A 12920-nucleotide genomic window follows, 5' to 3' on the forward strand; every position below is an offset into this window, starting at 1 on the left:
CCAAAGCGGAGTTCCTGGTCTCGAGGGTTTCTTGGAGTGACTCACCTCAATACCGGAACTCCGCTTCTGTTTGCCTGAGCGACACACCCCTCGACAGCCGCCACAACGCCTTAACCGAGCGGCGTTGCCACTAGCCGACGCGCGGGTGCAGGCAATACCCTTCGGTAACCGCAGAACCGACGTGACCCCCGTCACGCCTCCACCCCTGAAGGCGGCTACAGCGATGGCTCTCGATGTACCGTACCGGTCCATCCCGGACATGTTCCTCAAGCGCGTGGCGGCGACTCCCGATCGCCGCGCGTTCGGCCACCCCGCCCCCGACGGCTCCGGCCCGGCCTGGCTGACCTGGGCGCAGGTCGGGCAGCGCGCCAAGGCGATCGCGGCCGGGCTGCACGGGCTCGGCATCGGCCAGGAGGACCCGGTGGCCATCCTGTCGAGCACCCGGCTCGACTGGGTGCTCGCCGACTTCGGCATCATGCTGGCCGGCGGCGCCACCACGACGGTGTACCCGACCACCGAGTCCGAGGACGCCACGTACATCGTCGCGGACTCCGGGTCCCGGGTGCTGTTCGCCGAGAACCCCGCCCAGGCCGCGAAGGTCGCCGGGGCGCAGCTGCCGGCGCTGACCCACGTGGTGCTCTTCGACGGCGCGGCCGACCCCGCCGCCGGCGTACCGCAGCTCACCCTCGCCGAGCTGGAGGAGCGCGGCGCCCGGGCGCTGGAGGCCGAGCCAGGCCTGGTGGAGCGGCTGGTGGCGGGCATCGGGCCGGAGCACCTGGCCACACTGATCTACACCTCGGGCACCACCGGCCGCCCCAAGGGCGTCGAGCTGCTGCACGGCGGCTGGTGCTGGGAGGGCGTGGCGCAGGCCGAGGTGGGGCTGCTGCGCGACGACGACCTGCAGTACCTGTGGCTCCCGCTGTCCCACTCGTTCGGCAAGACCCTGCTCTGCGGGGTGACCCACGTCGGCCTGCCCACCTACGTCGACGGCCGGGTCGACAAGCTGGTCGAGCTGCTGGCCGTCGTCCGGCCGACGCTGCTGTGCGGGGCGCCCCGGATCTTCGAGAAGGTCTACAACAAGGCGGTCACCACCGCCCAGGACGCCGGCGGCGCGAAGGCGAAGATCTTCGCGTGGGGGGTGCGGACCGGCAAGGAGAAGGTCGCGCTCGAGCAGGCCGGCAAGCCGGTCCCCCTCGGGCTGCGGCTACGCTACGCGCTGGCCGAAAGGCTGGTGTTCAGCAAGCTCCAGGCCCGCCTCGGCGGGCGGATCCGGGTGCTGGTCTCCGGCTCCGCGCCGCTGAGCCCCGAGATCGGCACCTTCTTCGCCGCCGCCAACCTGCCGATCTCCGAGGGGTACGGCCTGACCGAGACCAGCGCCGGCAACTTCGTCAACCCGCCGGACGGGCTGCGCATCGGCACCGTCGGCCGGGCGTTGGGCGACCTGGAGTGCCGGATCGACACCGACGGGGAGATCCTGCTCCGCGGCCGGCCGGTGATGCGCGGCTACCACAACCTGCCCGAGGAGACGGCCGCCGCGTTCACCTCCGACGGGTTCTTCCGCACCGGCGACATCGGCAGCCTGGACGACGACGGGTACCTGCGCATCACGGACCGCAAGAAGGAGCTGGTCAAGACCTCGGGCGGCAAGTACATCGCCCCGTCGCACATCGAGGGCATGTTCAAGGCGCTGTGCCCGTACACGTCGCAGGCCGTGGTCGTCGGGCAGGCCCGCAACTACTGCACGATGCTGGTCACCCTCGACCCCGACGCGATCCGGGGCTGGGCCGCCGGCGGCCCCCTCGACGGCCGCGACTACGCCGAGATCGTCACCTCGGACGAGGCCCGGGCCATGGTCGAGGAGTACGTGGCCCAGCTCAACGCGAAACTCAACCGCTGGGAGACGATCAAGAAGGTCACCGTCCTGCCCCGGGACCTGACCATCGAGCACGGCGAGATGACCCCGTCGCTGAAAATCAAGCGGCGCGGCGTGGAGAGCAACTTCGCCGCCGAGATCGACCGGATGTACGAGGGCACGCTCGCCGAGCTCTGAGCCGACCGGCGGGGCGGGAGTCAGGCGATGACCGCCGGCTCCCGCCACTGCGGCCGGCCGCCGCGGTCCAGGTCGTAGCGGACGGCGGCGAGCCGGCCGACGGCCTCGACGAGGTCCGCGGCGGGCAGGGTGAACGGCAGCCGCAGGAAGCGCTCCAGCGTCCCGTCCAGGCCGAACCGGGGGCCGGGTGCCAGCCGTACGCCGACCTCCTCGGCCTCCCGGGCGAGGGCGCTGGAGATCGGCCCGTCCAGCTCGACCCAGAGCGTCACGCCGCCGCGCGGCACGGTGACCCGCCAGTCCGGCAGCCGCTCGGCCAGCGCGTCCGTGAGCGCGTCCCGCTGGGCGGCGAGCTGCGCCCGGCGGGCGGCGACGATGGCCGGCCCGGCGGCCAGCAGGTGCACCGCGACGAGCTGGTCCAGCACCGGGCTGGCCATGTCCACCCCGACCCGGGCGGCGGCCAGCCGCTGCACCTGCGGGGCGGACGCGCGGACCCAGCCGATCCGCAGGCCGCCCCAGTACGGCTTGCTCATCCCGCCGATGGAGATCACCCGCGAGTGCCGGTCGAAGGTGGCGGTGGGCGGCGGCAGCGGGGTGCCGTCCAGCGGCAGGTCCACGAACGACTCGTCGACCACCAGGTCGGTGCCGGCGGCGTGCGCCGCGGCGACCACCCGCTCGCGCAGGTCGGCGGGCATCAGGTGCCCGGTCGGGTTCTGGAAGTCGGGGATCAGGTACGCCAGCTTCGGCCGGCCCTGGCGCAGGCTGCCCAGCAGCAGGTCGGCGTCCCAGCCGGCGCCGTCGACGGCCAGCCCGTGCGTGGTGATCCGGGCCCGGCGGGCGGCCAGCGCGGCCAGGGCGTTCGGGTACGTCGGGGACTCGACCAGGACGCTGCCGCCGGGGGCGAGGGCGAGCCGCAGCACCAGGTCCAGCGCGTGCTGGGTGCCGCTGGTGACCATGATCTGGTCGGGCGAGGTGGGCAGGCCGCGCGCGGTGTACCCGGCGGCGACCGCCTCGCGCAGCTCGATGATGCCCGTGGGGTGGTATCCCGCCCCGCCCAGGTAGCGGGGCAGGTCCTCGGCGGCGGCGCGGGCGGCGGTCATCAGCTCCGGTGGGGCGGCCAGCGCCGCCACCCCGAGGTCGATCATGTCCCGGTCGTCCTGCGGGGTCCACAGGCCGGTGCTGGCGACGCGGTGGGTGCCCGGGAGCATCGTCCAGCTCCCCGCGCCCCGCCTGCTCGCCAGGTGGCCGCTCTCCCGCAACTGCCGGTACGCCGCCGTCACCGTGGTCCGGCTGATCCGCAGCGCCTCGGCCAGCTCGCGCTCGGCCGGCAGGCGTACCCCCAGCGGCAGGCGTCCGTCGGCGAGCAGGCCGCGGACGGCGGCGGCGAGGGCGGCGTAGTCGGGGCTGCGCCGGCGGCCCGGCAGAGCATGCCACTGCCCCAGAAGCCGAGCCAATTGGGCACCGCGCACCTGACTCGTCATGGCCACCTCTCCGATATTGGCTCTTCTACCCGCGGAATTGGCCCCTAGGGTGGCACGCATGGCAGAGATTGGCAATCTTCGGCACCGGCCGGTCCGGCGCCTGACGCAGCTCTACGCCGGGCTCGTCCTGTACGGCGTGAGCATGGCGCTGATGATCCGCTCCGAGCTGGGCCTCAACCCGTGGGACGTGTTCCACCAGGGCCTGTCCCGGGGCACCGGGCTGTCGTTCGGCACCGTCACCATCGCCGTCGGCGCGCTGGTCCTGCTGCTGTGGATCCCGCTGCGGCAGCGCCCCGGCCTGGGCACGGTCAGCAACGTGCTGGTCATCGGGCTGGTGGTCGACGCCACCCTCGCCCTGCTGCCGGGCGGCGCCCCGCTGCCGGCGCGGGCGGCACTGCTCGTCACCGGCATCGTGGCCAACGGCGCCGCCACCGCGCTGTACCTCGGCGCGCGGCTCGGCCCGGGCCCCCGGGACGGCCTGATGACCGGATACGTGGCCCGCCGCCCGGGTCGGTCGATCCGACTGGTCCGCACCGTCATCGAGGTCACCGTGCTGGCGCTGGGCTGGCTGCTCGGCGGCACGGTCGGCGTCGGCACGGTCGCGTACGCGCTCGCCATCGGGCCACTCGTCCAACTGTTCCTGCCACCCTGCACGGTGGACCTGCCGGCCCGGCCGGTCGCCGACCACGTCGCGCCGACCGCAGTGGACAGCGGCCGAACGGGCTGAGCCAGGACGACAAGAGGGTAGCCGAAGTGGCAGTTTCCTCCGGGGCCCGGGCACGGCATCATTCCTGCATGGGGGAGAACGGATGGCGCTGGACGGACGCCTGGATCTTCGTCGCACTGGTCATCGCGAGCGGCGCGGGACGACATCGCCGCTCGGCGTCCACCCGGCGGCCCGAGGGCGTACGGCTGGCTGACGTGCTCTCCACCGCCGACCACCTCAACCAGGCCATCCCGGAACGGCACGAGGTGGAGAACGCCGTCCGGCGGCTGCTCGGCGCCGGCCTGGTGACCGTCTCGGACGGCTGGTTCCGGATCACCAGCGAAGGCGAACGCCTCTGGCGCACCCGGCCCAGCGCGGGCCTGGCGACCATGGTCGACACCGTCCAGGGCGTGCTACGCCGCCGGCACACCCCGGCCAGCGCCGACTGGACGCTGGCCGAGGAGGAGCACGCCGCCGCCGTGCAGGAGTACGTCGTCCGCTCGATCCCGGCCCCGCGCCGCTCCCCCGAGGGGCAGTCCGGACGCGGCTGACCCGGCCCTCGCCCGCACCGGCCGCGCCGCCCGGCGCGGCCGGTCCCGGCCCTCGTCCGCGCCGCCCGGCCGGCCCGGCCCCTCGCCCGTCAGGGGCGAAGGTCAGCGGACGGGGTGGCCCGAGCCGCGCAGGCTCTCCTTGACCTCGCCGACGGTCAGCTCCCCGAAGTGGAAGACGCTCGCGGCCAACACCGCATCGGCCCCCGCCGCGATCGCCGGCGGGAAGTGGCCGACCTCGCCCGCGCCGCCGCTGGCCACGACGGGCACGTCGACGACCCGACGCACCGCGCCGATCAGCTCGAGGTCGAAGCCGGCCTTGGTGCCGTCGGCATCCATCGAGTTGAGCAGGAGCTCCCCCGCGCCCAGCTCGGCGCCGCGCCGCGCCCACTCCACCGCGTCGATCCCGGTGCCCCGGCGCCCGCCGTGGGTGGTCACCTCGAAGCCGCTCGCCGTGGTGCCGGCCGGGGCGCGGCGCACGTCGAGGGAGAGCACCAGCACCTGCCGGCCGAACCGGTCGGCGATCTCGGCGATCAGCTCCGGCCGGGCGATCGCGGCGGTGTTCACCCCGACCTTGTCGGCCCCGGCCCGCAGCAGCGTGTCGACGTCGGCGACCCGCCGGACGCCCCCGCCCACCGTGAGCGGGATGAAGACCGACTCGGCGGTGCGGCGCACCACGTCGAGCATGGTGCCGCGGTCACTGGACGAGGCGGTCACGTCCAGGAACGTCAGCTCGTCCGCGCCCGCCCGGTCGTACGCGGCGGCCAGTTCCACCGGGTCGCCGGCGTCGCGCAGGTCGAGGAAGTTGACCCCCTTGACCACCCGACCCGCGTCCACGTCCAGACACGGGATCACCCGTACCGCCACCGTCATGCCGCGAGCCTATCCAACCGGGCGGGCGGGGCGGCACGCCCGGACGGACCGACCGCCGGGAACGAGTCCGGCGTCACAGTCGGCCGAGCGCCCTGCCCAGGTTCTCGCCGCCGTCAGCCCAGCCATGCCTCAAGCTCGACCTCCACCAGGTGCTCCGGGTCGATCAGCCCGGCCACCACCACCATGGTCGCCACCGGGCGGACCGCCCCGAACACCGCGTTGTGCGCCCGGCCGACCTCGTCGGCGTGGCTCCGGTCGGTCACGTACATCCGGGTCCGGACCACGTCGCCCGGCCCCGCGCCCACCTCCGCGAGCGCGTCCAGGCCGATCCGCAGCGCCTGGGCGGTCTGCGCGGCGGGGTCCCCGACGTGCACCACCCGGCCGTCGACCGTCGAGGTGCAGCCGGCGGTGATCGCCAGGCTTCCGGCCCGGACCACCCGGCAGTAGCCGTACCGGGCCTCCCACGGGCCGCCGGAGCCGAGCCGGGTGACGACGGGGCCCTCGCCCGCGATCGCCGTCACGCCGCCTCGCGCAGTGCCGCGAGGGCCTCGGCGACGGTGAACGCGCCCGCGTAGAGCGCCTTGCCGGCGATCACACCCTCCACCCCCACCGGCTCCAGGGCCGCCAGGGCGCGCAGGTCGTCCAGCGTCGAGACGCCCCCGGAGGCGATCACCGGGGCGTCGGTGCGGGCGCAGACCTCCCGCAGCAGGTCCAGGTTCGGCCCGCGCATGGTGCCGTCCTTGGTGATGTCGGTGACCACGTACCGGGAGGCCCCGGCCTTGTCGAGGCGCTCCAGCACCTCGAACAGGTCACCGCCCTCCCGGGTCCAGCCCCGCGCCGCGAGGGTACGGCCCCGCACGTCCAGCCCGATGGCGACGCGGTCGCCGTACTCGCCGCAGATCCGGTCGCACCACTGCGGGTCCTCCAGCGCGGCCGTGCCGATGTTGACCCGGGCCGCGCCGGTGGCCAGGGCGGCGCGCAGCGACGCGTCGTCCCGGATCCCGCCGGAGAGCTCCACCCTGACGTCGAGCCGGCGGACCACGTCGGCCAGCAGGGCGGCGTTGGAGCCCCGGCCGAACGCGGCGTCCAGGTCCACCAGGTGGATCCACTCGGCGCCGTCGCGCTGCCAGGCCAGCGCCGCGTCGAGGGGATCGCCGTACGCGGTCTCGCTGCCGGCGGCGCCCTGCACGAGCCGGACGGCCTGGCCGTCGGCGACGTCCACGGCGGGCAACAGGGTCAGGCTCACAGTTCGACTCCTTACTGTCGGTGACGACGCGTCGGTTCCGTCCGTAGGACGCGTCAGGAACGCCGGTCCAGGGCGAGCACCACGATCGCCGGCAGGCCCAGCAGCAACAGCGCGACCAGGGCCAGCCGCAGCGCGAGGCTGTCGACGAACACCCAGATCCCGAGCAGCGCGACGCCGGTCAGCCCGACGATCGCGGCCCGCTCGCCCCGCGTGTGCCGGGCCAGCCGACCGGCGCGGCGGCTGGGCCAGCGGGGCGTGAGACGGCGCATCACCGCGCGGCGGCGCTCCCGGCGGGCCACCCGGCGTCGGCGCACGGCCCGCTCCCGCTCCAGCTGCGCCTCGCGGGCCGCCCGCCGGCGGGCCCGTTCCTTGCTCACCGGGCCAGTCTTTCGTTCGCGACTGCGGGGCTCGCAAGCTCACTCCTCGCGCTCACCCAGCCCAGTCTTCCGTTCGCGGTCAGCCGTTCGGTCACAGCGCGGCCAGCCAGTTGCGCAGCAGCGCCGCGCCGGTGTCAGCCGACTTCTCCGGGTGGAACTGCACGGCCGACAGCGCGCCCCGCTCGACGGCGGCGACGAAGTCCGCCTCGTGGTGGGCGGTGGTCACCGTGACCCCCGCCGCGGCCAGCGCCGCCGGCTCGCTCGCCCCGTACGAGTGGACGAAGTAGAACCGGCTGTCGGCCGGCAGGCCGGCGAACAGCGTCGACGAGGCGGGGGCGTGCACGGTGTTCCAGCCCATGTGGGGCAGCCGGGCAGCGGGCAGCCTCGTCACCCCGCCCGGCAGCAGCCCGAGCCCCTTGGTCACCAGGCCGTGCTCGTCGCCGTGCTCGAACAGCACCTGCATGCCCACGCAGATGCCCAGCACCGGGCGGCCGGCGGCCACCCGCTCGGCGATCACCGGGCCGGCTCCCAGCGCCTCGATGCCCGCCATACAGGCGGCGAACGCCCCGACGCCCGGCACGACCAGGCCGTCGGCCTCGGCGGCGGCGGCCAGGTCGTCGGTCACCGTGACGCGCCCGCCGGCCCGCTCCAGGGCCCGCTCGGCCGAGCGGAGGTTGCCCGAGCCGTAGTCGAGGACCACGATCCGCTTGCTCACGAGCCCTCCCCGGGCAGCAGCCAGAGCACCCCGCCGGCGGTGGCGAGCACCGCGAGCAGCGCCGTGATCACCACGGCGCCCCGCGGCGCGCCCTGCCGGTACAACGACCACGTCCCGCCCACGAGCACGCCGGCCAGGATCAACAGCAGGGTCGGCAGCACCGCGCCCATCAGCGTCTTCCTTCCTTCGCCGCCCCGGTCACAGGGCGCCCTTGGTGCTGGGGATCGCGCCCGCCGCGCGCGGGTCGACCGCGGTGGCCTCGCGCAGCGCGCGGGAGACCGCCTTGAACTGCGCCTCGACCACGTGGTGGGCGTCCGGGTGGCCGCCGGGGCGGGCGGCCCGCAGCACGTCCACGTGCAGCGTGATCCGGGCCGCCTGGCCGAAGGACTCCCAGATGTGCCGGGTCATGCTGGTCGGGTAGACCGGCCCGATGTACGGGGCCAGCGGCGGCTCGTCGTGCACCACGTACGGCCGGCCGGACAGGTCGACGGCGGCCCGGACCAGCACCTCGTCCATGGGGACGGTGGCCGAGCCGTACCGCCGGATGCCGGCCTTGTCCCCCAACGCCTGGTCGAACGCGGCGCCCAGCGCGAGCGCGGTGTCCTCCATGGTGTGGTGCGCGTCGATCTCCAGGTCACCGGCCGTCCGCACGGTCAGGTCGAAGCCGCCGTGCCGGGCGATCTGGTGGAGCATGTGGTCGTAGAAGCCGACCCCCGTGCTGATCTCGGCCTGGCCGGTGCCGTCGAGGTCGATCTCGACGAGGACCTTGGTCTCCTTGGTGATCCGCTCCACCCGGGCGGTGCGACTCATTGCACATTCTCCATTGCGGCGAGGAAGGCGTCGGTCTCGGCGGGGGTGCCGGCGGTGACCCGCAGCCAGCCGGGCAGGCCGACGTCGCGGACCAGCACGCCCCGCTCCAGCAGGGCCCGCCAGGCCGCCGCCTGGTCCCCCTCCACGGCGAACAGCACGAAGTTGGCGTCGCTGTCGGCGACCCGGTGACCCCGGGCGCGCAGCTCGGCGACGATCCGGTCCCGCTGGGTCTTGATCGCGTCGACCGTGCCGAGCAGGGCGTCACGGTGGGCCAGCGCCGCCCGGGCGGCGGCCTGGGTGAGCGCCGAGAGATGATACGGCAGCCGGACGAGCTGCACCGCCGCCACCACGGCCGGGTCGGCGGCGAGGTACCCGAGCCGGCCGCCGGCGAAGCCGAACGCCTTGCTCATCGTCCGGGTCACCACGAGCCGGGGGTGGCCGGGCAGCACCGCGAGGGCGCTGACCGTGCCGGGCCGGGCGAACTCCGCGTACGCCTCGTCGACCACCACCATGCCGGGGGCGGCGTCGAGCACGGCGGCGACCACCGCCGGGTCGAGCGCCGTGCCGGTCGGGTTGTTCGGCGAGCAGAGGAACACCACGTCGGGGTTGTGCTCGCGGACCTGGGCCACCGCCTCCTCGGCGGTCAGCCCGAAGTCGGCGCCGCGCCGCGCCGGCACCCAGCCGGTGCCGGTGCCCAGCGCCAGCAGCGGGTGCATCGAGTACGCCGGGGTGAACCCCAGCGCCGTACGACCCGGACCGCCGAACGCCTGGAGCAGCTGCTGCTGGACCTCGTTGGAGCCGTTGGCCGCCCACACCTGCTCGCCGGTGAGCCCGTGGCCCAGGTACGCGGCCAGGTCGGCGCGCAGCGCCACGGCGTCCCGGTCCGGGTAGCGGTTCAGGTCGCGCAGCTCGGCCGTGAGGGCCTTGGCGATCGCGTCCGCCACCGGCTCCGGCACCGGGTAGGAGTTCTCGTTGGTGTTCAGCCGCACCGGCACGTCGAGCTGCGGCGCCCCGTACGGGGACAGCCCGCGCAGGTCGTCGCGGATCGGCAGGTCGTCGAGCCTGGTCACGTGCCCTCCCCCGGGAAGCGCACGCTGACCGCCTGGCCGTGGGCCGGCAGGTCCTCCACGGTCGCCAGGGTCACCACGTGCGGGGCGACCTCGCGCAGCGCGTCCTCGGTGTACTCCACGAGGTGGATGCCGCGCAGGAACGACTGCACCGACAGCCCGGAGGAGTGCCGGGCGCAGCCGCCGGTGGGCAGGACGTGGTTGGAGCCGGCGCAGTAGTCGCCGAGCGACACCGGCGAGTACGCGCCGACGAAGATCGCCCCGGCGTTGCGGACCCGCAGCGCCCACTCGCGGGCGTTCTCGGTCTGGATCTCCAGGTGCTCGGCCGCGTACGCGTCGACCACCCGCAGGCCGGCCGCCAGGTCGTCGACCAGCACCACGCCGCTCTGCTCGCCGCCGAGGGCGGTGGCGACCCGCTCGGCGTGCTTGGTCGCGGGCACCTGCCGGGCCAGCTCGGCCTCGACCGCGTCGGCCAGCGCGACCGACGGGGTGACCAGGACGCTCGCCGCGAGGGGGTCGTGCTCGGCCTGGCTGATCAGGTCGGCGGCGACGTGTGCCGGGTCCGCCGTGTCGTCGGCGAGGATGGCGATCTCGGTCGGGCCGGCCTCGGCGTCGATGCCGACCACCCCGCGCAGCAGCCGCTTCGCGGCGGTCACCCAGATGTTGCCCGGCCCGGTGATCATGTCGACGGGCTCGCAGTGCTCCGTGCCGGCCGGGTCGACCGTCGACCCGTACGCGAGCATGGCCACCGCCTGCGCGCCGCCGACGGCGTAGACCTCGTCGACGCCGAGCAGCCCGCACGCGGCGAGGACCCGGGCGTCGGGCAGGCCGCCGTTGTCCTTCTGCGGCGGGCTGACCACGACCAGCGAGCGGACCCCGGCCGCCTGGGCGGGGACGACGTTCATCACCACGGTCGACGGGTACATCGCCAGGCCGCCGGGGACGTACAGGCCGACCCGGTCGACCGGCACCCAGCGCTCGGTGACCGTGCCGCCCGGCACCACCTGCGTGGTGTGGTCGACGCGGCGCTGGTCGGCGTGCACCCGGCGGGCCCGGCCGATCGACTCCAGCAGGGCCGCCCGGACCGCCGGGTCGAGCGCCCGCTCGGCCGCCGCGATCGCCTCGGCGGGAACCCGCAGCCGCTCCGGCGAGACACCGTCGAACCGCTCGCTCGCGTCGCGGATCGCCGCGTACCCATGCTCGCGCACCGCCTCGACGAGGGGACGGATCCGCTCGACGGCCACGGAGACGTCGAGCTGGGCACGGGGCAGCAGGCGGCGCGGGTCACGGGAGACGCCGCGCAGGTCGATCCGGTTCAACACCCCTGCGAGTCTAGGCCGCCCGGCGCGGGCCGGCCCACGACGCCCGCAGGCCGGGACGGTGAGCCGAGCCACGCCGGGTCGGCGCGGGCGGACTAGGCTCGACGGCGTGACTGCGCGGTTGCCGGTTTTCCCCCTCGGAACGGTGCTCTTCCCCGGCCTGGTGCTGCCGCTGCACATATTCGAGGAGCGCTACCGGGCGCTGGTGCGCCACCTGGTGACCCTGCCGGAGGGCACCCCCCGCGAGTTCGGGGTGGTGGCGATCCGGGCCGGCTGGGAGGTGGCCCCCGGGTCGCCCGAGCGCCCCGTGCCCGGGGTCGGGCCGGTCACGCTGCACGAGGTGGGCTGCACCGCCGAGCTGCGCCAGGTGACCGAGCTGCCCGACGGGGGGTTCGACATCGTCACGGTGGGGCGGCGGCGGTTCCGGGTCACCGGGGTCGACGAGGAGGCCGCACCGTACCTGACCGCCGAGGTGGAGTGGCTGCCCGAGCCGGGCGGGCCGGACGAGACCGCCGGCCTGCTCGCCGCCCGGGTGATCTCGGTGTTCCGGCAGTACCTGGGGTTGATCCGACCCGACCCGCAGGAGATCTCCGAGCAGCTGCCGGAGGATCCGACCGTGCTGTCCCATCTGGTCGCCGCGACGGCCGTGCTGACCGTCGACGACCGGCAGCGGCTGCTCGCGATCGACGACACGGCCGCCCGGCTCCGCGCCGAGTTGCGGCTGCTCAACCGCGAGGCGGCTCTGTTGCGCCAGGTGCGGGCGGTTCCGGTGCCGCTGTCGGAACTGGCGGGTCCGCCGGCCCCGAACTGACCGCCGGCACGTCGGCCGTACCGGCGGTCCCGGGGGCGGCGTCCCCGGCGGGCCCCTGCTCCGGCCCGGCGCCGGGGCCGCCGACCGGGGGCCAGGCAGCGTCGGGCTCCGGCTCCGGGCGCAGCGACGGCCACCGGGACCAGCCGGCCAGCAGGGTGTACGTCACCGCCGCGCCGAACGCCGGCAGCAGCAGGTTGCCGTACGGCACGGGGAACACGCCGAGCAGCAGTTCCACGCCCCCACCGCGCAGGTCGGCGGGCTTGCTGAACGCCCGCCCCTCGGGGGCGGTGGCCAGCAGGTGCTCGTACGTCGACAGGCCGATGCGGCGGCCGAGCTGCCAGGCCACCAGCGCCGCGCCGAGCCCGCCGACCGCCCCGGCGACCAGCCCGACCGGCCCCCGGTGGTGGTGCCGCAGCACCAGCCACAGCGTGACTGCGGCCAGCACGCCGAAGCCGAGGCCGAGGATGCTGAACCAGCCGTCGGCGGCGATCGGCTGCTCCGGCTGCGGCTGGGCGTAGACGGCGCCCTCGGCGGCCTTGACCAGCGGCGTGCCGGGGGCGATCGCCGCCCAGAGCAGCCCCAGCGGCACGCCCAGCCCGGTCAGCACCGCCGCCGCGCCGAGCGCCACGGTGGCGGCCCGACCGGGTCGGCGGGGCGGGCCGGCCACGGCCGGCGGGAGCGACCCGGGGGCGGGCGGGGCCGCGGGGGCGGGCCAGGCGAACGGATCGGCGCCGGGGGCGGGCGCGGGGGTGCCGGCGGGCATCGGCAGTCCGGCCGGCGCGCCCGGGGCGGGGACCGGGCCGGGCCGGTCGGCCGGGTCGGCGCGGTGCTCGGGCCGGTCGGGGTCGGAGGTGTCCGGGCTCACCCGGTGATCCTCTCAGGCCCCCCGGCCGGCCGGGGCGTCGGTGCCGCCCGATCGC

General features: G+C 75.4%; 15 protein-coding genes. 4 read left to right on the plus strand and 11 right to left on the minus strand.

Features of this window, described 5'->3' with window-relative positions; translation table 11 throughout:
* Positions 1 to 223 precede the first annotated feature (223 nt).
* On the plus strand, positions 224 to 2050 hold the full coding sequence (locus ABGB16_RS24240) for a long-chain fatty acid--CoA ligase (RefSeq protein ID WP_347670392.1): 1827 nt from the start codon (positions 224 to 226) through the stop codon (positions 2048 to 2050).
* A gap of 20 nt (positions 2051 to 2070) precedes the next feature.
* Here ABGB16_RS24240 and ABGB16_RS24245 read toward each other — a convergent pair whose 3' ends face one another.
* Positions 2071 to 3528 carry a PLP-dependent aminotransferase family protein gene (locus ABGB16_RS24245; protein ID WP_347670393.1) on the minus strand — a complete coding sequence of 486 codons (1458 nt, stop codon included), beginning with the start codon at positions 3526 to 3528 and terminating at the stop codon, positions 2071 to 2073.
* Between the two features lie 58 nt (positions 3529 to 3586).
* Between ABGB16_RS24245 and ABGB16_RS24250 the strand changes: the two genes are divergently transcribed.
* Together ABGB16_RS24250 and ABGB16_RS24255 are read left to right on the plus strand one after the other, a co-directional pair.
* Complete coding sequence (locus tag ABGB16_RS24250) at positions 3587 to 4255, plus strand: hypothetical protein (protein WP_347670394.1); 669 nt, start codon at positions 3587 to 3589, stop codon at positions 4253 to 4255.
* Between the two features lie 68 nt (positions 4256 to 4323).
* The gene (locus tag ABGB16_RS24255; protein WP_347670395.1) at positions 4324 to 4785 is read left to right on the plus strand and encodes a hypothetical protein; all 462 of its coding nucleotides are present in this window, start codon (positions 4324 to 4326) and stop codon (positions 4783 to 4785) included.
* 102 nt (positions 4786 to 4887) lie between these two features.
* Here ABGB16_RS24255 and hisF read toward each other — a convergent pair whose 3' ends face one another.
* The 9 genes from hisF to hisD form a co-directional block, all read right to left on the minus strand.
* Positions 4888 to 5655, minus strand: coding sequence for an imidazole glycerol phosphate synthase subunit HisF (gene hisF / locus ABGB16_RS24260; protein WP_347670396.1), 768 nt, complete (start codon positions 5653 to 5655; stop codon positions 4888 to 4890).
* Positions 5656 to 5768: 113 nt separating this feature from the next.
* Positions 5769 to 6176, minus strand: a complete 408-nt coding sequence (locus ABGB16_RS24265; RefSeq protein ID WP_347670397.1) for a RidA family protein — start codon at positions 6174 to 6176, stop codon at positions 5769 to 5771.
* A complete protein-coding gene (priA, locus tag ABGB16_RS24270; RefSeq protein ID WP_347670398.1) occupies positions 6173 to 6901 on the minus strand; it encodes a bifunctional 1-(5-phosphoribosyl)-5-((5-phosphoribosylamino)methylideneamino)imidazole-4-carboxamide isomerase/phosphoribosylanthranilate isomerase PriA in 729 nt (242 codons plus the stop codon). The genes ABGB16_RS24265 and priA overlap by 4 nt, the downstream gene beginning before the upstream one ends.
* A gap of 53 nt (positions 6902 to 6954) precedes the next feature.
* Positions 6955 to 7278, minus strand: a complete 324-nt coding sequence (locus tag ABGB16_RS24275) for a hypothetical protein (protein ID WP_347670399.1) — start codon at positions 7276 to 7278, stop codon at positions 6955 to 6957.
* Positions 7279 to 7369: 91 nt separating this feature from the next.
* Positions 7370 to 7993 (minus strand): imidazole glycerol phosphate synthase subunit HisH, encoded by a 624-nt coding sequence (gene hisH, locus ABGB16_RS24280; protein ID WP_347670400.1) that lies wholly within the window; start codon positions 7991 to 7993, stop codon positions 7370 to 7372.
* Complete coding sequence (locus tag ABGB16_RS24285; protein WP_347670401.1) at positions 7990 to 8163, minus strand: hypothetical protein; 174 nt, start codon at positions 8161 to 8163, stop codon at positions 7990 to 7992. Before ABGB16_RS24285 ends, hisH begins: the two co-directional genes overlap by 4 nt.
* Positions 8164 to 8191: 28 nt before the next feature.
* Entirely contained in the window at positions 8192 to 8803 is a 612-nt protein-coding gene (gene hisB / locus ABGB16_RS24290) for an imidazoleglycerol-phosphate dehydratase HisB (protein ID WP_347670402.1), read from the minus strand.
* Positions 8800 to 9873, minus strand: a complete 1074-nt coding sequence (locus ABGB16_RS24295; protein WP_347670403.1) for a histidinol-phosphate transaminase — start codon at positions 9871 to 9873, stop codon at positions 8800 to 8802. Before ABGB16_RS24295 ends, hisB begins: the two co-directional genes overlap by 4 nt.
* Entirely contained in the window at positions 9870 to 11192 is a 1323-nt protein-coding gene (gene hisD / locus ABGB16_RS24300) for a histidinol dehydrogenase (RefSeq protein ID WP_347670404.1), read from the minus strand. Before hisD ends, ABGB16_RS24295 begins: the two co-directional genes overlap by 4 nt.
* A 106-nt stretch (positions 11193 to 11298) precedes the next feature.
* Here hisD and ABGB16_RS24305 point away from each other — a divergent pair, with 106 nt between their 5' ends.
* Positions 11299 to 12000: an LON peptidase substrate-binding domain-containing protein gene (locus ABGB16_RS24305; protein ID WP_347670405.1), complete on the plus strand. Its 702-nt coding sequence runs from the start codon at positions 11299 to 11301 to the stop codon at positions 11998 to 12000.
* On the opposite strand, the gene ABGB16_RS24310 is transcribed toward ABGB16_RS24305, so the two are convergent.
* A complete protein-coding gene (locus tag ABGB16_RS24310; protein WP_347670406.1) occupies positions 11915 to 12865 on the minus strand; it encodes a DUF2567 domain-containing protein in 951 nt (316 codons plus the stop codon). The genes ABGB16_RS24305 and ABGB16_RS24310 overlap by 86 nt on opposite strands.
* Between the last annotated feature and the right edge of the window lie 55 nt (positions 12866 to 12920).

It is taken from the genome of Micromonospora sp. B11E3 (genome assembly GCF_039871625.1).
In the GTDB taxonomy this organism is placed as follows: Bacteria; Actinomycetota; Actinomycetes; order Mycobacteriales; family Micromonosporaceae; genus Micromonospora.

Excerpts from the sequence above, each read along its gene's own strand:
- hisF (WP_347670396.1), bottom strand. The coding sequence starts at position 5,655 with ATGACGGTGGCGGTACGGGTGATCCCGTGTCTGGACGTGGACGCGGGT.
- hisB (WP_347670402.1), bottom strand. The coding sequence starts at position 8,803 with ATGAGTCGCACCGCCCGGGTGGAGCGGATCACCAAGGAGACCAAGGTC.
- ABGB16_RS24285 (WP_347670401.1), bottom strand. The coding sequence starts at position 8,163 with ATGGGCGCGGTGCTGCCGACCCTGCTGTTGATCCTGGCCGGCGTGCTC.
- ABGB16_RS24255 (WP_347670395.1), top strand. The coding sequence starts at position 4,324 with ATGGGGGAGAACGGATGGCGCTGGACGGACGCCTGGATCTTCGTCGCA.
- ABGB16_RS24245 (WP_347670393.1), bottom strand. The coding sequence starts at position 3,528 with ATGACGAGTCAGGTGCGCGGTGCCCAATTGGCTCGGCTTCTGGGGCAG.
- ABGB16_RS24240 (WP_347670392.1), top strand. The coding sequence starts at position 224 with ATGGCTCTCGATGTACCGTACCGGTCCATCCCGGACATGTTCCTCAAG.
- ABGB16_RS24250 (WP_347670394.1), top strand. The coding sequence starts at position 3,587 with ATGGCAGAGATTGGCAATCTTCGGCACCGGCCGGTCCGGCGCCTGACG.